At 58.6% G+C, this 17,712-nt stretch carries 21 protein-coding genes; 7 read left to right on the top strand and 14 right to left on the bottom strand.

The genetic code is table 11. The features are described from left to right. Positions 1–354 precede the first annotated feature (354 nt). The gene (locus BEN49_RS00550) at positions 355–1,335 is read left to right on the top strand and encodes a DNA-methyltransferase (RefSeq protein WP_083325635.1); all 981 of its coding nucleotides are present in this window, start codon (positions 355–357) and stop codon (positions 1,333–1,335) included. A 77-nt stretch (positions 1,336–1,412) separates the two neighbouring features. Here BEN49_RS00550 and BEN49_RS29095 read toward each other — a convergent pair whose 3' ends face one another. Beyond that, entirely contained in the window at positions 1,413–1,652 is a 240-nt protein-coding gene (locus BEN49_RS29095; RefSeq protein WP_239691757.1) for a hypothetical protein, read from the bottom strand. Between the two features lie 377 nt (positions 1,653–2,029). Next, on the bottom strand, positions 2,030–2,482 hold the full coding sequence (locus BEN49_RS00540; protein WP_070739248.1) for a hypothetical protein: 453 nt from the start codon (positions 2,480–2,482) through the stop codon (positions 2,030–2,032). Between the two features lie 494 nt (positions 2,483–2,976). Here BEN49_RS00540 and BEN49_RS00535 point away from each other — a divergent pair, with 494 nt between their 5' ends. Both BEN49_RS00535 and BEN49_RS00530 read left to right on the top strand, forming a co-directional pair. Beyond that, a complete protein-coding gene (locus tag BEN49_RS00535) occupies positions 2,977–3,999 on the top strand; it encodes an amidohydrolase family protein (protein ID WP_158022694.1) in 1,023 nt (340 codons plus the stop codon). Positions 4,000–4,036: 37 nt separating this feature from the next. Continuing rightward, positions 4,037–4,492 (top strand): hypothetical protein, encoded by a 456-nt coding sequence (locus BEN49_RS00530; protein ID WP_070739242.1) that lies wholly within the window; start codon positions 4,037–4,039, stop codon positions 4,490–4,492. A 118-nt stretch (positions 4,493–4,610) separates the two neighbouring features. Here BEN49_RS00530 and BEN49_RS00525 read toward each other — a convergent pair whose 3' ends face one another. The 5 genes from BEN49_RS00525 to BEN49_RS00505 all read right to left on the bottom strand — a co-directional run bounded on the left by BEN49_RS00525 (position 4,611) and on the right by BEN49_RS00505 (position 9,291). Further along, positions 4,611–4,817 (bottom strand): antitoxin VbhA family protein, encoded by a 207-nt coding sequence (locus tag BEN49_RS00525; RefSeq protein WP_070739239.1) that lies wholly within the window; start codon positions 4,815–4,817, stop codon positions 4,611–4,613. A gap of 129 nt (positions 4,818–4,946) precedes the next feature. After that, positions 4,947–5,309, bottom strand: coding sequence for a hypothetical protein (locus BEN49_RS00520; RefSeq protein ID WP_070739236.1), 363 nt, complete (start codon positions 5,307–5,309; stop codon positions 4,947–4,949). A gap of 152 nt (positions 5,310–5,461) precedes the next feature. Continuing rightward, positions 5,462–6,409: a DUF5712 family protein gene (locus BEN49_RS00515; protein ID WP_070739233.1), complete on the bottom strand. Its 948-nt coding sequence runs from the start codon at positions 6,407–6,409 to the stop codon at positions 5,462–5,464. After that, positions 6,409–6,999, bottom strand: coding sequence for a BfmA/BtgA family mobilization protein (locus tag BEN49_RS00510; protein ID WP_070739230.1), 591 nt, complete (start codon positions 6,997–6,999; stop codon positions 6,409–6,411). The genes BEN49_RS00515 and BEN49_RS00510 overlap by 1 nt, the downstream gene beginning before the upstream one ends. Before the next feature lie 438 nt (positions 7,000–7,437). After that, entirely contained in the window at positions 7,438–9,291 is a 1,854-nt protein-coding gene (locus tag BEN49_RS00505; RefSeq protein ID WP_083325633.1) for a type IV secretory system conjugative DNA transfer family protein, read from the bottom strand. A gap of 525 nt (positions 9,292–9,816) precedes the next feature. Between BEN49_RS00505 and BEN49_RS00500 the strand changes: the two genes are divergently transcribed. After that, positions 9,817–10,791 (top strand): replication initiation protein, encoded by a 975-nt coding sequence (locus BEN49_RS00500; protein WP_070739225.1) that lies wholly within the window; start codon positions 9,817–9,819, stop codon positions 10,789–10,791. An 8-nt stretch (positions 10,792–10,799) separates the two neighbouring features. On the opposite strand, the gene BEN49_RS00495 is transcribed toward BEN49_RS00500, so the two are convergent. Further along, positions 10,800–11,522 carry a hypothetical protein gene (locus BEN49_RS00495; RefSeq protein WP_125916354.1) on the bottom strand — a complete coding sequence of 241 codons (723 nt, stop codon included), beginning with the start codon at positions 11,520–11,522 and terminating at the stop codon, positions 10,800–10,802. 34 nt (positions 11,523–11,556) lie between these two features. On the opposite strand from BEN49_RS00495, the gene BEN49_RS00490 reads away from it, so the two are divergent. Next, on the top strand, positions 11,557–11,859 hold the full coding sequence (locus BEN49_RS00490) for a hypothetical protein (protein WP_070739219.1): 303 nt from the start codon (positions 11,557–11,559) through the stop codon (positions 11,857–11,859). Between the two features lie 567 nt (positions 11,860–12,426). Here the strand turns inward: BEN49_RS00490 and BEN49_RS00485 are convergent. From BEN49_RS00485 to BEN49_RS00470, 5 genes are all read right to left on the bottom strand, one after another. Next, a complete protein-coding gene (locus BEN49_RS00485) occupies positions 12,427–13,632 on the bottom strand; it encodes a DEAD/DEAH box helicase (RefSeq protein ID WP_070739217.1) in 1,206 nt (401 codons plus the stop codon). Between the two features lie 312 nt (positions 13,633–13,944). After that, the gene (locus BEN49_RS30000) at positions 13,945–14,079 is read right to left on the bottom strand and encodes a hypothetical protein (protein WP_262490161.1); all 135 of its coding nucleotides are present in this window, start codon (positions 14,077–14,079) and stop codon (positions 13,945–13,947) included. A gap of 146 nt (positions 14,080–14,225) precedes the next feature. After that, positions 14,226–14,732, bottom strand: a complete 507-nt coding sequence (locus BEN49_RS00480) for a hypothetical protein (protein WP_070739215.1) — start codon at positions 14,730–14,732, stop codon at positions 14,226–14,228. Positions 14,733–14,824: 92 nt separating this feature from the next. Continuing rightward, a complete protein-coding gene (locus tag BEN49_RS00475; protein ID WP_070739213.1) occupies positions 14,825–15,130 on the bottom strand; it encodes a hypothetical protein in 306 nt (101 codons plus the stop codon). Next, positions 15,127–15,552, bottom strand: a complete 426-nt coding sequence (locus BEN49_RS00470) for a hypothetical protein (RefSeq protein ID WP_125916352.1) — start codon at positions 15,550–15,552, stop codon at positions 15,127–15,129. Before BEN49_RS00470 ends, BEN49_RS00475 begins: the two co-directional genes overlap by 4 nt. A 209-nt stretch (positions 15,553–15,761) precedes the next feature. On the opposite strand from BEN49_RS00470, the gene BEN49_RS27450 reads away from it, so the two are divergent. Next, on the top strand, positions 15,762–15,923 hold the full coding sequence (locus BEN49_RS27450) for a ribbon-helix-helix domain-containing protein (RefSeq protein ID WP_158022693.1): 162 nt from the start codon (positions 15,762–15,764) through the stop codon (positions 15,921–15,923). 322 nt (positions 15,924–16,245) lie between these two features. On the opposite strand, the gene BEN49_RS28740 is transcribed toward BEN49_RS27450, so the two are convergent. Next, entirely contained in the window at positions 16,246–16,551 is a 306-nt protein-coding gene (locus tag BEN49_RS28740) for an aldo/keto reductase (RefSeq protein ID WP_070739209.1), read from the bottom strand. A 241-nt stretch (positions 16,552–16,792) separates the two neighbouring features. Between BEN49_RS28740 and BEN49_RS00460 the strand changes: the two genes are divergently transcribed. Beyond that, on the top strand, positions 16,793–17,377 hold the full coding sequence (locus tag BEN49_RS00460; RefSeq protein WP_070739257.1) for a recombinase family protein: 585 nt from the start codon (positions 16,793–16,795) through the stop codon (positions 17,375–17,377). Positions 17,378–17,712: the final 335 nt, after the last annotated feature.

Raw genomic sequence — 17,712 nt, 5'->3', positions numbered from 1 at the left:
CGGTCAGCGTCAGTAAGCGCAGCCAACATCTGCTGCACTCGAGAATCAGGACTCATATCAGGTTCTTTTTCTTTCGCCCCTTAGGGGCAGGTGTGTACTGGCTTATTTGCTCACTGCTGACGAATACCGAACCGGCTATTTCTAGTGTTTTGAGCCTCCCTGCCTTCACGAGCTTGTTGATGGCCTGGCGGGACACTCCTTTCCTGCGAGCTGCCTCGGCTTGACTTATCCAGTCTTGGTTTGGAGTTTCCTCAGTCATAGACAAAATTTAATAGGTTGACATTGTCAACCTATTTCATTACCTTGCGGCCGCAATAAGTATCAAACTTATCTTTAACATTGGCAAATCCACTAATGAAAACTGCCTTGCAACAAGAACTGACCTTTACGGCTCCGGCTATACAAACTGATATAGAAGGCTTTAACCCATTTTACGAAACGGATTTTGGTCGCGCTTACCTGGCCGATTCACTGGAATTATTGAAGGCCGTACCATCCGACTCTGTAAATCTGGTGGTCACGTCTCCCCCCTATGCTCTCCACTTCAAAAAAGAGTATGGCAATGTAACCAAGCAGGAATATGTACAGTGGTTCCTAGTGTTTGCGAAGGAGATTAAGCGGATTCTAACCGACGATGGCAGCTTTGTTTTAAACATTGGGGGAAGCTTCAACAAGGGCGAACCAACTCGGTCGCTTTATCACTACAAGCTCTTGATTGAGCTGGTGGACACCCTTGGTTTTAATCTCGCGCAGGAGCTCTTCTGGTACAACCCGGCGAAAATGCCCGTCCCGGCCGAATGGGTGACTATTCGACGTATCAGAGTGAAAGATTCGGTCGAGAATGTCTTTTGGCTCAGCAAGACCGCGTGGCCTAAAGCCAGCAATCGCAGGGTGCTCCGGCCATATGGGGACGATATGCTACGCCTCAATAAGAAGGGGTTGAGCAAGACGGTACGTCCTTCGGGTCACAACATCAACGAGAGCTTCACCAGTGTAGACGCTGGGGGTTCCATTCCCCCAAATGTCATCGAGGAGCCCCTATCGGAAGACGTGGTTGTAGATGGAATGCTCAAGTTTGGCAACAACTCAGCGAACGACCCATATACCAAGTTGTGCAAGGAAAACGGGCTGAAAATTCATCCAGCACGCTTCCCGGCCGCTTTACCAGAGTTCTTTATCAAGCTCCTGACAGAAGAGGGTGACATAGTGCTTGACCCGTTTGCCGGCTCAAATACAACGGGAGCTGTGGCTGAACGCTTGGGTCGTCGGTGGATTAGCTCGGATAATAGCGAGCCGTATCTGGAGGCCAGTAAGTTCCGGTTCGCTAAAGTGTAACTACTGAATAGATTAGGGCTAAACAGAGAGGGGGAAACCGCAGCTTGGCGGTTTCCCCCTCTCTGTTTAGCCCTAATCTATTTACCAAAGACGCGCTGCCAAAATCCCTTGCGGGCCGGCTCAGCCATACGGGCGGCAATTCCTTCAACTAGCTGGGTCAGCTGCTCTACCTGCACCTGCAAGTCGCGGGGGCTGGCTGGCAGCTGCGATTGGGTGAGCTGGCCCTGACAGAAGGAACGCATGTCCTCATTCACAAACTGGCCGATGGTCTTGCCGGCGCGCTGGGCGGTTTTCTCCACGATGGCCCGCGTTTCCATATCCACCCCCCGAATGGCCCAAAGGCCCGTATCCGGGGCTTTTCGGGGCCTCCCTCCCTTCGCTTTGGGTTTTGTTGTGTTTTGTTCCGGTTCTGTTGCCGCCGTTTCAGCAGGTGCTAAACTTAACTCGGCTTCTGTTGCCGCCGTTTCGGGAAGTGTTATACTTAGCTCGGGTTCTGTTGCGGCTCCTGCGGCGGGAGTTACACTTAACTCCGGTTTTGTTGCTCCCTTTGGCTGCTTCATCGGGTTTTGTTAAACGTTTAGTTTAACAGCTAATGTAGCGCGTTTCAGCCGATTGGGTTTAGTGCAACAAAACCTTAGGTTTAGTTTGTGAAACCTAACTTACTGCCTGTCAACTCTCTTTGAAAGATGACATTCTACCGGCCTGGCTCCTGGCGCATTCGCTCCGCGATTTGCCTCAGCCGCTCGTCGGCCGTTCCATCGTCCGCTGCGGGCCGTTCGGGCGCGGCCTGTGGGTTTTGCAAGGGAGCCGTAGCCGCTGGCAACCCCTCAAACGAAAAGCGTTTGGCGGGGCGGTCGTAGTAAATATCAAAGTGGTTCGGCCCGTCCCTTATCGCCCCATCGTCGGAGAGTCGTATCGAGGGCGGAAAGTCAAAGTGCTCGCGCAGCTCGGCCGCGTCGATGGGGTCCGTAAAGGTGTAATGCAGCTCGCCCCCCTGGTCGAACCAAAACCCGCTCTCGTGCCACCAGTGCGACGGGCGGTTGCCTTTGGCCAGCAGAAAATCAATGACCGGCCGCAAGTGGTCGGTGCGCGGGTCGTGGCCGGGGCCGTGCTCGGCTCCCTGGGCGGCTAGCTGTATTTTGGGCATGGTAGGCAAATAGGATTTTGGGCAAGGTCGCGGGCGGGTGTTTTCCCCTCTTGTTCCTTGGAAAAGCCACTTAACATAAAAACTGTTCCCGGACACTTCTCGAAATAAGTACGAGTTTTGTCCTGACTTTTCTACTGCCTTGATGTGGTATATTTCCAAGTTGAAGGGCATCTTAGGATGCGGAAATAGCGCATGTTAAGGGCGCTTTCACCTACCATTGACTACCCCATTTTATGCGAATTTTATTTGTCGCCTTGTTAACCATCGGGCTGCTTGGCCACAGCGAGCTGGGTTGGTCACAGGCAACTGCTCCCTTAGTAATCACCGATGTAAACGTGATTACCATGAACCAAAACACCGTGTTACGCCGGCAGACGGTTCTCATCGAACGGGGGCGAATCAAGGCCATCGGGGCGACTGGCCGAGTTAAACTACCGACGGGGGCTGTGCGGCTCGATGGCAGAGGCAAATACCTGCTACCCGGCCTGGTAGACATGCACGCGCATTTGCCGGGCAAGGAGGGCACCTTGCATCCGTTGGACACGTATTTTCGGCTGCAACTCGCGGCCGGTGTGGTGGGTTTGCGCAGCATGCGGGGCGATTCCAGCCACTTGCACTGGCGCGACAGCCTGCGCCGCACCGCTGCCCTGGCCCCCCGCCTTTACTTAGGCGCGCCCGTATTCAACCGCGACAAAAGCTATTCCGCCCTAAAAGGCCGCGTCTTGCTGGCGCGCTACCAAGCCAGCGGCTACGACTTTGCCAAATACCTCGGCGGCCTGACGGTCCCGCAATACGACTCGCTGCTGACCGATGCTCACCGGCTGGGGTTCAAAGTGGCGGGACATGCGCCCGCCAGCGGGGTGGGCGGGGCCGTCGCCGCCCGGATGGCCTCCATCGAGCACATTGAGGCCTTTATCCAGGCCTACCAGCAGGATTCGGTTCAATTACAGCAACTGGCCCGGCAAATGGCGGCCGACCGTATTTTCACCTGCCCTGATTTGTATTGGTACAAAGTCAATTGGCTTCAGTACCCGCTCGACTATTTACAAAAATTGCCGGGCGTGGCTTACGTCAGTGCACCGGTGCGCCAGGAGTGGCAGGAATGGTGGACGGCCCAAAACCAGCAGCTCCCTCCGGTGGCTCGCCCCCAGTTCACGGCATTTCTACGGACTTATGGCCAAGCGTTTCGCATCATGCATAAGGCTGGGGTCCAGTTTCTGATTAGCCCCGGTGATGGCCCGTTTGTGATACCTGGTTACAGCATGGCCCAAGAATTGGGCTTGCTCGTAAAACTGGGCCTGAGCCCCTACGAGGCGCTACGGGCGGCGACCTACAATGCGGCCGTCTGGCTGGGCGAGCAAGACCAACGCGGCACCCTGGCACCCGGCAAAGCCGCGGACTTGGTGTTGCTTGATGCCAACCCCCTAGAAAACATTGCCAACATCGGCCTCGTGCGCGGGGTAGTGCTGAACGGGCGCTGGGTACCCGTGGCCCAATTGCTGCCTACCCAACCCTAAAAGTGTAGATATACCTAGTCCTGTTTAACTTCCCACCATGAAAGCACTATTCCCACTGGTTTTGACCCTTTTACTGCTTCAACTCAGCGCCTTTTCCTCTAAGGAGAATACTCCCCCTAAAACGTCACAGAAGATGTTATTGGGGACCTGGAAGTTAGCTAAATACGTGCACAAAGCCCGTTCGTCAGCGGGCACCCTTGTCAGGAATGATAGCACCATTATTTCGCAGCATAACAACACGTATTTGGTTACATTCAATGCTGATGGAACGGTAGAAAGGCCTTCTGAGACAGGTGATAAGGAAACGTACGCCTACAATTCGCCAACTATTGTTTTCTATTATAACGGGGTTGCTTCGCCGCCGAATGTCACTTCTTCAATCAAGGAACTGACACCTAATAAATTAAGGATTGCTTACCGTAAAAAGCAGCAGGGTACAATCTTGTACGACGACTTCTTTTACGTGCGTTCAACGACCGTTCACAACATGTAAAACGGCTTGTCGGATACTTCCCGGGATAAGTGCGGTTTGAGCTTTCTCCGGGGCGTGGCCAACGTGGCACTTGCCGGTTTGGGCCTTCTTCCAACGGGGCGGATTTACACGGTAAGCCCTACACCCGTCCGTAGTGCTGGCGCAGCTGCGCGCTGCACTCGGCCAGACTCAGCTCGCCGGCCACGTAACGCCGGTATAGCCGCTGGACAAACGGACTCAGCGGGGGCAGCCCCTGGGCCGCTTTGAGGGCTTCCACTTCATCGAGTAGCGCCTGGCGTTGCGCCGGGGTCTGCTCGGCGGGGCCAAAACGTTCAGCTGGTGCCATGCTTAAACAAATAGGGGAAAACCGCCGACTCGGCGCGTGGAGCTGGTCTAGCAAGGAGGGGGTAAAATTACCCTAAGCCCCGCCCGGCAGGCCGTTTTGCAATTGCAAAAAGAAGGCAGCAACGGGCGATTAGAGCGGCGGCAGCGGCAAAGTTTCGTCTATCACGGTATAGGGCACGTAGGGCGGCAAATTATTCATGTCCTCCATCAGCACCGCCATTTCCGCCGCGTAAGGGTACACCTGGCCGGGCTGCTCGGGCGGCAGCGGGCGCACGTCGGCCGCTGGGGCAATATCGGGCCGGTACCAGCGCATCAGCTCGTCGTGTACCTGCACCTGGTCAATCTCGCCCGCGACGTAGCGCAATTGCAGCTGCGCCATTTCTTGTGAGGGCACCGCCCGGTCGCTGGCTCCGATGCAGATGGCCCACCGCACTGTTTCCCACCGCTGCTCTGGGGTCTGTTCTTCCTCGTTAAATTGGGGGCTATAACTCATGCGGGGGGTATAAATCGAGGCCTGTTAGTAGACTATAAGATACGAAAATCGGCCCGCATTATCTCAAAAAAGCCGTTTTAAGGCTACGAGCATCGTGTATTTGGGGCGCTGCCTGGGCGGGGTTTCAAATACGCGACGCTAGCCCGCTTTGCTTACCGTCGGAGGCCGCGCACACGCCGCTGCTCTGGTGCGGGGGGCTCCGGTACGGCCGGCTGCTGGGCTGGTCCTGGCTCCTGGGCAGCCTGCGCGGGAGCGGCAACGGCCAGCGCCGGGCGCTGCTCCGGGGTCAGCTGCTGCACGGCGGCTTGCTGCTCGGGCGCGGCTTGCTGCACCACCTGGCGCTGCTGCGCGGCCTGCTGCTCCCGGCTGGCCTGCACCAGCAGCGCGGCGCACTGCTCCGGGGTGCCGTGCTGCATGATGTGGGCATAGCGGAAGGTTTCGGTCAGGGGACGCTCGTAGGCAAACGCCTGGTCAAACGCCTGCTCTACCCGCTCCGAATACTGCTTGCGCTCGAAGCCTCCCATCACCACCCCGCGCTGCGTGTCTTTGTGGTTAGTGAGCGGGCTCAGGTGGTACGGGTTCTTCCGGTCCAGCTCGCCGGCCTGCTTGCGTTCGTTGTAGCGGGCAAGGTTCTCCGTCCGGCTGACCAGGACGTGAATGTGCGTCTGGTCGCCGGGCTTGGCCTGGCCCCTGGCCACGTCGCCCACCTGCACCGCCCGGTCGGCCGGGCCGGTGGTGCGCTCGTGCTCCACCTTAGCGAAGTACACCAGGTCGCGGCCTTCGATGCCCTTCCCAAAGTTGGCGGCGTACTGCTCCATCGCCGCCCGCGTGTAGTCGCGCAGCTTCTCCGGGTCGCTGCCAATGTGGCGCAGCTCAGCTTGACTCGGGGCGAGTATCACCTGGTAATACTTGTCCGCGTCGCGGTTCAAATTGCGCTTGTTGCGGTCGAGGGTCTGCGTGACTTCAGCGGCGGGCACGTCTTCGCGGTCAAAGCTGAACCACTGCCCTTGCACCTCTTTTTCGAGGTAGGCCACGAGGCCCCCGCTGCTGCCCGACCGCTGGGAAAGGCCCTTGCCGGAACTGGGAATTTTGGCAACCATTAGGCGGGCTGGCTGGGGGGTGTGGGGGTCGGCGGCTTGGGCTTCGCCCTCATGGCGGGAATCATCAGCTCGGGCCGAAACGCCAGCTGCACGATGGCCAACAACTTCGACTTTAGCAGGGCAAGGGCCGGGTCTTCGGGGTTGATGCTGGCGCCCATCGCGGGGGCATCGCCTAGGAACTCCGGGTTCAGCTGGTCCGGGAGCATCCCCTTGGAAAGCACCCGAACTAACCACCGCATCATATCCTCCTCCTGGCTTTCGCTCAGCCCGTCCGGGGTACTTGAAGCGGGCGTACTCAGCACCTGGTGGGCCTGCACTTGGGCCAGAATCGGTTTAAGAAACGTCTTTTCCTGCTCCCGGATAAATCCAATCGTGGCCTTGTTCAGCTTGTCAATCTTTTCCCCTAGCATGGCCAGGCTGCTGGTCAGGTCCGGGCCGGTGGGCTCGCGGGGGTCGGCCTTGGTCACCCGGAAGTACTGCACCATCGCGGCCAGCAGTTCGGGGTTACTCAGCTGGTACTCCTTGGCCAGTTGCCGAAAGGCGTCATACGCCGGCTCGTCGGCGGCTATCGTTTTGACCTTTGACGTCATAAAAAACTTTAAATTATTGTTGATTATCAGTTATTTAAATACGTAAAAAGTTTTTATGACGTTGCTTGCAAACCACTTGTAAAACATAACTTACTGGCTAACAATTTATTGTTAGCGAGCGGAACGGTATGAAGGATGGCGCAGCCGACCGGAATAGCGTTCCTGCTCGCTTTTTATCAGAACGAGGTCGTTAGGGTACGCTCGCACCGTTGAAGGGTTCCGTTCGCGCTGGTTGGTCCGTTTTGGCTGGTAGAACAAGAGGGAAGAAAGCACCACCTACCGTGTAACAAAGTAACACGACCTCCCCCCCCTCCTGTGAGCGGATAAACCGACCTCTCACAAGTCGGCTGGTGGCCTCTAGTGGCTTCCCTTTCCGGCTAACTCTGAGGTTTCGTAAGCTAAATCTGAGGTTTCATAAGCCTCCATCAGAACAACTTTTTACCATTTGCTCGGGTCGTCTTCTTCGTCCGTGGTCGTGGCAAGTGGGGCTGCTTCGGTGCTGGTTGATTTTGCAATTGCAAAATCCTGGGGCGATTCGACGGGCTCCTTTTTTGCAATTGCAATAACCTCGGGCTGCTCCGCTGGGGCTGGTGTGCCGCCCACGACGGCCCGCACCTGGGCTTTGATGGCCCCGAAATTCTGGGCAACCTCGGCCGGACTGGCTTCCTGGAACGGAGCAATTTTTACGGCCTTGCTCGGCTCGGCTTTGAAGGTGGCGCGGAACTCCGGCCGGCCGCTCTCCACCACCAGTCCCGCGAACTCGCCCACCCCGAACCGCATCACCTGCTGGGCCTCCAGCTTGTCGCGCTGCTGGACGCTCACCGACTCGCTGGTGCTCGTGGTGCGGGTACTCGGCTTGAAAATATTGAGCGGGCTGCTCTTGCTGGTGCCCTCCGTCGTGGACCGATACGTCTTGTCGATTTTGCCGAACATCTTGCTCACCCGCTCGGCCGTGGCCGTGTTCGTGGTGCGGCCCCAAAACTGGTTTCCAAGGTTGGCCAGAATCATCTCGGATTCCTGCCGACTTGTCAGGGCTTCCATCTGGGCCACGTCCTGCACCGCGTACACGGTGGCCACTTTGTTGCTGCGGGCCGTGGCCGGAATCTGAGCGAAGTTGGGAATAAAGAGGGTCGGCGCTTCGTCGAGCAGCACCAGGCTCGGCAAGCGGCCCTGCTGGTTCATCCGCTTGATGGCCGTGGCCACGATGAGGGAAATGAGCGGGGAAAAGGTCGTGCTCAGGGTCGGGTCGTTGCCCACCACCAACACGCCCGGCGTGTCGGCGTGGTTCAGGTCGAGCGGCACCTGGTCGCCGCTCATCACCCAAAAAATCTCCGGGGTATTGAGCACGGCTAGGTAATTCTGAATGGTCGAGAATACCCCGGCTATCGTGTTTTCCGATTTGCTGGCACTGGCAATCGAGGCAATGAGGCCGCGCACTTCCTCGTCCTGCTGCAAGGTGGCCAGCAGCTGCGCCGCGTCGCTTTCGAGTATCATGCTCACGGCGGCGGGCAAACTGCACTGCTCCGGGTGGTTGCGGCGCAAGTACCAGATGCAGCCGGCCAGCAGCACCTCGCCCGACTGAATCCAGAAATTGCGCTGCTGCGCGGCTTTCGCGTCGAGGTTGGTGATGATGGTGGCCGCGGCCTCGCGGGCAAAGCTGGCGGTGGCCAGCAGCGCGGGAGCCAGCGGGTTTACCCGGTGGCTCCGGGTAAGGTCAGTGAAGTTGACAAAGTAGGGCGTTACCGGGCTGCCCTGGTAGCTGCCGGCTACTTCCTCGGCCAGCGTGGGAAACTTGAAGTCATAGACCACGCCCGTTAGGCCCAACGCGCCCGCTTGCTGAAGAATGGGCTCAATAATCGACTTGCTTTTGCCGCTGCCCGCGCCGCCGGCAATGAAGGTGCCCCGGAACGGGTTCCCAAGCCGCACGTTGGGGCCGCTGGTGGTGCGCAGCACGAAATTCAGCGGCTGGTCCCCGCCTCCGGGCTGCGCGGTCGGCTCGGGGCTGGAAAAGGCCCGAAATACGTTGTAGCCAAGCCAGGCCAGCACCGCCCACGTAAGCAGCCCGCCCAACCCAAACACCCCGCCCGCGACGGTGGCCAGCAGAAACAGGGTGGCGAAGCGCACGAAGGACACCGTCCAATCGTCCGGGGCTTGGCGCAACCGGATGGCTTGGTACAAACCCCGCGACACCGGGGGCGATGCTTGGTGCAACACCAGGGCCGCGAGATGAGCTATCACCGCGTAAACCAGGGCCGCTATCAAATGGCCCACCCAAAAGGAAATTGTCGTCATGCCGGCAAGGTAAAACGGCTGGCGCTACGGTGCGGCTTCCGGGTACAACAGGCCAAAAACAAGGCAGTAAACCAGGGCACAAGGCCGCACAAATAAGCACAACAATAGTCGGTTATACCATTGATTACCAATAATATACAGTTTTTAAAATGCGCGCAAATTACTGGCTTCTAGGACTTTGCTGTTTTTGTTTGGGCTGCGCCGCTCGGGCCGGTCGCCCACCAGAACACCCCTAAATGCCTTTTTCCCTCACGCGAAACACAAGTTGTGATTATTTGAGCTATTTGTTCTATTTGTAGGGCTCATAACTAATTGATTTTCAGCATCCCACAAGCACAAAAGGAAACCATTGATTCGTGAAAGGAAACCTTTGATTCGTGAAAAGACACTTTTGATTCGTCAAAAGGAAACCTTTGATTCGTGAAAGGGAAACCTTTGATTCGTGAAAAGACATTGCAAAAGGAAACGGTTACTAATTGTAGTTACCTTTGGTCTGTAACCAGGTAACCAGCAGCTTTTGACACTATGAAACAGGCCCTAGAAGTCCGTCATCACAACGCCATCACAACGGCCCGCTACGAGTATAGCGAGCTGCAAATGGACCTGTTTTTTTACCTACTCTCGCAGCTCCGGAAGGATGACACAACCGGGCTATATGAGATTGTAGTAAAGGACCTTAGCGAAATTACCGGCAAGAAATATGCATACAACTACCTGCGCAAAGCAACGGAAGGAATGGGCTCCCGAATGTTTGAGGTCATGACGGAAAAGAGCTATAAGCAGCTCTGGATGTTTCAGCACATTGAGTACATGACTGGGGAAGGTCGGATTGAAATGAAGCTGTCCGAATCCATCCGGCCCTATCTGTTCGACCTCAAAAACAACTTCACTAGCTTCGAGCTGCTCTCAGCATTACGCCTCACAAGCAAGCACGCCAAACGCATCTACACGCTTTGCAGCCAGTGGAAAGACGTGGGCGAAACCAAGAAATTTGACCTGCTGGAATTCAAGAAAATGCTGGGCCTAGTCGATGCGAAGGGCAACGAGGAATACACCAAGGTCACCATGCTCAAAACCAAAGTGCTGGATATTGCAGTCAGGCAAATCAACGAGCACACGGACCTTAGCATCAGCTACACCCTGGAAAAAAAGGGCCGCGCCTTCAAAAACGTGGTTTTCACGGTAAAGCCGCAAGTTGTGGACGTGGTGGCCACGTTGCCCGACTTGGGAGCTACTGCTAATCCACTACCGGGAGTGGCCTCGCATCAGGTCGAAAACGCTGGCCGGCTACTCGCGCAGTTGAGCATCACCACGCCTGACCTGGTGGCGCAAATCCTAGCCAGCTCGGCGCACGTCGCCGCTTGCAACAAGTTCGCCCACGACCTGAAAACCGGCAAATACACTAAATCGCACTCCCTCTCGGGCCTGCTGCTTACTATTCTTGGAATCAAGAAAGCCAGCAATGGGCCGCTGTTTGATAAGCCCACTAAAGCCCGATAAGGATAAACCTATAGGTCGAGCTTCTGCTGGGAAGGTGGACCTGTAGATATGGTAATAGTCTTTTGCTGGCCTGATTTCAACCACTCGATGGCTTGCTCTAGAGAATCCGTCCAATCAGCGTTTGGTGTTTTGGCTACCGGCTGAAAGGTGTTAAGGCATCCTTCTTCAGAGGGATGAGGCAGCAACCATTTGGCAACAGTGTACATGTATGTTTCCCACCGTCCGGTAGAAGGAAACATGCTAACTGCCAGTAAGTCAAAGTCTCCAAATCTGTAAGGTCGGGTTTTCTTCTCTCCCTTTTTTCCTCCCCTAGTTCGTTGCGTTTCCACGACAAACATATCCTTACCTAGATTTTTCTTTGCCTCTAGTGGCTGGCCAGCTTCGCTCCGCTGCAATTTTATCTGCACGGTCACTTCCTCGCCTGCGTCGCTGCGAAGCAGATAATCATAAGGCATGTCTCCATTGAAGGAAACATCACTCCAACCGTTGAGGCCTGGCAGCACTACTACCCCGTAAACCAAGTCGGCCAGACTGCCTCGCAGCATCCGCCAAGGCATTCCATTTTGCTCTTTCATCTTCTGAAGAGCTGACAAAATCTCGTCGCTCGTCAGTTTAAGATGGGCCTCCATTGGGTGGATGCCATACTCTGCTTTGAGTTGGTTGTAAACTTCTAACCGGTCAGCGTCAGTAAGCGCAGCCAACATCTGCTGCACTCGAGAATCAGGACTCATATCAGGTTCTTTTTCTTTCGCCCCTTAGGGGCAGGTGTGTACTTGGCTTATTTGCTCACTGCTGACGAATACCGAACCGGCTATTTCTAGTGGGCGCACGTTCAGCGACATCGTCCGGGACCACCCGCGGGCCAACGGCAAAAAGGGCTTCACGGTGCGCGAAGTGTGCCGGGCGCTGCGCATCAGCGCGGCCTCGCTGCAAGCAATGCACGCGAACCCGGCCCGGCTCAAGCTAAAGCAGGTGCGGGCCTTGGCCGCCCTGATGCAGGAACCCGGGCTGCTGGTGCTGGCCGACATCATGGCGGACGTGGGGCCCCGCAAAGAACAGCGCACCTAGTGACGCGCCCAGCCCAGCCGCTCCCGGGCCGCTGCCGGTCACCAGGCGCCGGCAACGGCCGTTTCGTTCCCGTCCCAGCGGTTTAAGGCGCGTCAACGTCCCGCCCGCGGCCCGTCGCCGGGCCACCGGGGCGGCGGCGCAGCGGTCTCCGCGCCGGGACTGGCCGCGCCGGGCCCCCGACCAAAGGGGACGGCCGGTAAAGGCTCTACAGGAGGCGCCCGACCGCCGGGCTCCCGGGCGCGGGCCCCCGCCGGGGACGCCCGGGGGCAGTGGGAGCCGCCGGGCAGGTCCCCGCACTGGGCCTGCACGACCTGTTCGGCCAGCGGGCAGGCGCCCGTCGTACGCTGCAGCAATTCCCACAGGAGGGGGCCGCAGCGGGGGGCCGGGGAGCGGGCCGGTTCGACGAGCGCGCCCACGCCGAACGCCCCGGTGCGCACGACGTGCTGGGCCAGCGCCAGCGCGGGCCGGCCGAAGAGCGGCGGGTCGAGCAGCGGAAGAGCATCAACTGGGCCAAGTGGAACAAGCGCGGATGCAGCGGGCTTTTGCGGCGGCTAGATTGTAACGACGCTACCCCACTTTGGGAATGGTAGCCGGTTCCCACCCTTCGCTTACCGCATCGAGATAGCTGATTTTGGCAGGGTCGAAAGCTTCCAGCGCCTGGGTGACCCACTGCTCATCGACCGTATCCTGGTACATAAGCAGGTGCACCGTGGCCGTCTGGTCGGGGTTGAGGCGCAGCAGCCGGCCGATGCGCTGGGCCGCCTTGCGCTCGTTGCCGAAGGCGTGCCAGATGATGCCCACCCGCAGATTCGGGATGCTGATGCCCTCCGAGAGCTGGGCCACGCAGGCCAGGCGCTGGATGTCGCCCGCGTTAAACAAGTCCAGGTTGGCTTGGCTGTGCTTGTTCTTGGAGTGGTACGTGTGGGCCGCCTGCGCTTCGGCCTGCTGCTGGGTGCAGGTGAAGAGCAAGACCTTGTCCGCCTGTTGGTCGGCCAGGTAGCGCATGTAGTGGCCCTTGCCGGGGTAGCTCATCAGCGCCTGCATGCGCAGGATGCGCAGCGTTTCGACCGGGAGCGGGTCCTGGGCGGCGTTGGCCAGGCGCTTGCTCCAGTAGGCATAGTTCTCGCGTTCGCTGGTGGTGAACTGGCTGCCGGACTTGGTGGTGAGTACGTAGTCGCGCTTAGTGCGCAGCGGCAGCCGGTGCACGACCAGGCGGTAGTCGTTGAGCAGGCCGGCGAGTACCGCCTCGTCGGTGGTGTAGTCTACCAGGATGGGGCAGTAAGTGGCCACAAGCCGGCCCTTTTCGCTGTGCGCCTGCGCGGGCGGCGTGCCCGTCAGTCCCAGAATGCTGCGCTTTTTGGCCGCGTGGGCCTTGAGGCCCGGCTCGTGCGAGTCCTTCAGGGCGTGGCACTCGTCCAAGTAGAGCTTCTGGTACGTACCGGCGGCAAGGGCCTTGCCTAGTGAACGGTAAGTGGTGAACTTGATGTGGTCGAGTAGGTGCGCCAACCCGAACTTATTGGCTTCGTGGGGCCAGGAATCCAGAATGGCTTGCGTGGGGGCCGCCACTAGAAAGGGCTTGCCAATCGCCTGGTCGGGGAGCTTGCCAGCCGCCAGCAGGCGGTCCATGTCGCGCAGGCCGACGAGGGTTTTGCCCAGGCCCATGGTCAGGGCAATGCCGGCCAGACGACGCCCCTGAACAGTGGCCAGCACTTGGTCCTGCAAGGCTTGCTTGCGGGCGGCTGCGTGGCTAATAGCTTCGGGCGAGGAAGGCATACGAAAAGGAAAAAAGCGGCCGTAAGAGTTAGCAGGGGCGTTTTGCTTCCGCGAAGGTATGCGGCAGTGTAATCACTGGGATGAAGGTTGGTTGATTGCCAACCGGGCAGAAGGCTCTTTAAGCACTGCCACAGCCCCTCTACGGGTCGGCGGCTGAGTGCCCGGTTAACCTTCACATTCTCGCCCATTATAGCGTGGAAGCGTGGCTTAGCCGAGCTAAGTAGCGGGTGAAATTTCAAATTTCACCCGCACCTACAACTACCATTTGTGGCGTAGCGCTAACTGGCTATAAGCGGAAGGTTTGATACTTTCCTAGAGGTGGCCGGCCTTGTACTTCACGAACGCCTGCCCAACGATGGCAACCTGATTGGTCGGCAACAGGGGCACTAGCAGGTTATGGAGCAGGGCCATTGTACCCGTAAACAGGCAGCCCGTGGGGTAGTCCACCAGCAACGGGTAATGCGCTAAGACAGGTCGATTCTGTACGCGCGCACAATGCGGGGCGGGAGCAATAACAGCGGGCAATAATCCCTGGCCTTGTTGGCTGGTAAGCTTAGGGAAGGAGTTGTTGAAGTAGGCGCTCGACCACCGGACTACCGGGCGCGGGTCCCCCGCCGGGAATGCCCGGGGGCAGGGGGGGGGCCGCCGGGCAAGTCCCAGCGCTGGGCCTGCACCACCTGCTCGGCCAGCGGGTGAAGCTGGGTAAGGCGTCGTAACAGCGCGCCGAGGCGGGGCCCGCAACCGGGGGGCGGCGCGCTGGCCAGCTCGGTGAGCGCGCCCACGGCTAATTCACTGGTCTGCCACACGTACTGGGCCAACGCCAGCGCCGGCCCGCCGTAGAGGGGTGGGTCGAGCACCGGCAATTCGGGGGCGCGGCCCAGGTACTGGACCAGTTGGGTCAGGTCGGGGCGGGCGAGCGCCACCTGCGCCCCGGTGAGCAGCAGCGGCGGGCGACACTCGGCCAGCGTGCGGGCAAAGGCGCGTTCGGGTAAGGTCGGAAAGTGGTGCTGCAAGCGGGCTTGTAGGTAGTGCAGGGCCTGGGCCCGTTGCGTTGCCGTGGCCTGCGCGTAGGGCAGGAGCGGAACCGTGGGGGAAAACATAGCGCAGCGATAAGAGAAAGGGGAGAGCGCACACGGGGGCTCGCCGCTGGGTAATCCGCAGCGGCAAGGATTTCGCCGGGGTCGGGCAGCCGTTAGGGCCGCGAAGACCCGGCGGCCGGGGCGGGGCGGTCGCGCAGCTGCGCGTCTTCCAGCCAGGTCCGCAGGAGTTGCTGGGCTTCGGCCTGCAGGGCCTGGCGGCGCGCGTGCAACGCCTCCCGGAGCGCGTCCGTGAAGGGGGCCCCCGTGGCGGAGGCGAGCACAACCGTTACCTGTCGGGTGTGCGCGTGGAGGGTGACGGCGGTCAGCCCGGTGAGTTCCAATGCGGCGAGTTGGCGCAGTTGGCGCTTGGCCTGCTTCTGGGCGCGGCGCAGCAGCTTAAGGTCGCGGCGGTGACTCATCGGGACTGACGGCTAAGGAGGGAAGCAAACGTCAACGCGTCCGGTGGCTGGAACTGCGCGGCGGCCCGGCGGTCGAACGTGCCGGCCCAGCGGTCGGCTCGATCGGGAAAGAAGGCGCCGGGTACCCAGCGCAGGGCGGGCCGGCGCCGGCGGGAGCGGTGGCCGCGGAAGCGGGTCGAACGCAACTGACGCAACGTGGCGAGGTCGCGGCACTGATGAGCAGCTTCGGCTTGTCGGCGAACGATTTCGGCTAAGACTTTCGCGCCCCAACGGGTGAGGCGAGCGATAGCGTCGCTTTCGTGCACGAAATGGTTGGCCCGGAGTTGCTCCGCTGCGCGGAAAAAAGGGTTGCCAATGAGGGGCAACAGGACCTGCTGGCGTAGCGCGCCAAGCACAGGTTGCCCGGTTACATGCGTTTCCACGTAATTTTGGGGTAAGGTTTGTGAGAACCCAACTGCAGTGCCTGCGTGAACAGGTGCTCTATGGGAGGTCAGTCGTTTGCCGCGACTGGCCTCTTTTGCTTACTACAAGGCGAACATTTCACTTGGGGTGTGACAAAGGTATATACAATGTATATACCAAGCAAATATTATTCAAACTCCTTTAATGAGCCCATACATATTTTTGCCCTATGGATAAGCCAAAGGCTACTCGTGGGCGTCAGTTGAACATCAAAGCGAACGACGAGGAAAAAGCTTTATTAGAGAAAGTAGCAAAAACACGTGGACTAAGTTCTTCTGGCCTTGTCCGGATGCTAGTTGCTGATGAAGCACGGCGTCTGGGCATTTTGTAAGGCACCCAAATGGAAACAAAAAAGCCTGGCCAATCGGCCAGGCTTTTTTGTTTCCATGATCCGCACAGGATAACTCCTTTTCTTATCGTGTCGTGTAGGCACCTCGGAGGCTACGTGGTTAGGTACCGAAACTGCCATCACTACCTGCACCGTGTATCTACCAGACCACGACCGGCACGTCCTAACCCGACGCGAGCCAAGACGATAGGTCATACCCTAGACCGCGCCGGGTCAGGTTGTAGATCGCCTGGTCGGTAGCACAAGCCGCGCCCCCAGCGGCAACGAACGCTTGCAGGTCCGTCGTGTCGCGATTGCTCACGCCCTAGCGCCGGATTTGGCCGGCGCTCACCAGCTTCTTCATCGCTTCCATCGTTTCAGCAAACGGGACGTTGCCGCACCAGTGGAGCAAGTACAGGTCGAGCCGGTCGGTACCCAGCCGCTTTAGGCTAGACTCGCACGCTTGCGTCAGCCGCCGGCGGGAGGCATTTTGCGAATAGGCTTTGCTTACCAAGAACACTTGTTCGCACAGGCCGTGCAGCGCTTCCCCAACCAGCCGCTCAGGCTCGCCGCCGGCATACAGCTCCGCCGTGTCGATAAGCGTAAGGCCCAGTTCAACGCCGGCGCGCAAGGACCGCTAGCTCGTCGGCGCGGTGGGCTGGCCTTTCGGCCATCGTCCAAGTGCCTTGGCCAAGTGATAGTACTTAAGCACCGTCCGAAAAACGAATGGAGTTTATACCTCGTTTCAACGCATGAAGAGACGCATCGGTTATAGGGCCTTTATTGGACGGTTTTGCAAAGGACCTTTTCAGCGCGTGAAGACACTTTTTTCGGGCGTTTCTAGCTGACCTTTAATGGAGTACCTTCAAGGCATGACAACCGTCGCCCTTTACGCCCGCGTCTCGACCAAGGATAAGGGTCAGAGCATGGAGAATCAGCTGCCTGAACTGCGGCGTTTTGCGCAGGCCCATGGTTATACCATCTACAAAGAATACGTGGAGCACGAATCGGGCGGCACGGGGAAGCGCTCCGAGTTTCAGGTCTTGTTTGCCGATGCCCACCAGCGGCGCTTTGATACGGTGCTGTTCTGGAGTTTGGACCGCTTCAGCCGCGAGGGCGCGCTACCCACCTTGCAGTACCTGAATCAACTGCAAGGCTGGGGCGTGGGCTACAAGTCGCTCACCGAGCAATACCTCGATTCGGTCGGGCTCTTTCAGGACGCGATTATCTCCCTTCTGGCCACCCTTGCTAAGCAGGAGCGCATCCGGCTGAGTGAGCGCACTAAAGCCGGCATGGCCCCGCGCCGGGCGGAAGGGGTGCGGATGGGCCCACCCGCAAAAAGCGCGGCGGTCATTGCCCAACTACAGGAACTGAAAAAGGGCGGCCTATCTAATTACGCCATCAGCAAACGGCTGGGGCTGTCAGCAAGCACCGTAGCCAAATACCTAGTCGCGTAAGGGAGTTTTGAACCCTTAGTGAACCCTTTACGCTAACGCAGGAAGCGCCTAAAAACCTGCTCACAATGCACTAAACAGCAATTGCTGCCATCGGCGCCTTCAACCTACCCTCCCGGTTGAACCCTTTATGAACCCTTTAACACGTAGCCGGTACCCACCCCGGTGGTGCCCGAGCGCTGCAAATAATTTAGGTGGTCCAACTCGTTGAGATAACGCGTCGCCGTCGATTTACTGACGCCTAGAGCCTGTTATGAACTTGCGGCGTGTCGGGCGAGCATGATGCAGGCGAAGACGACGAAATGGAGTTGCTGCAAGCTGACGCTGAGTCGCTCGTA

The organism is Hymenobacter coccineus (assembly GCF_001816125.1).
Classification (GTDB): Bacteria; Bacteroidota; Bacteroidia; order Cytophagales; family Hymenobacteraceae; genus Hymenobacter; species Hymenobacter coccineus.
Note: the sequence above shows the minus strand (reverse complement) of the source record. Positions and strands in the feature narration are given on the sequence as shown.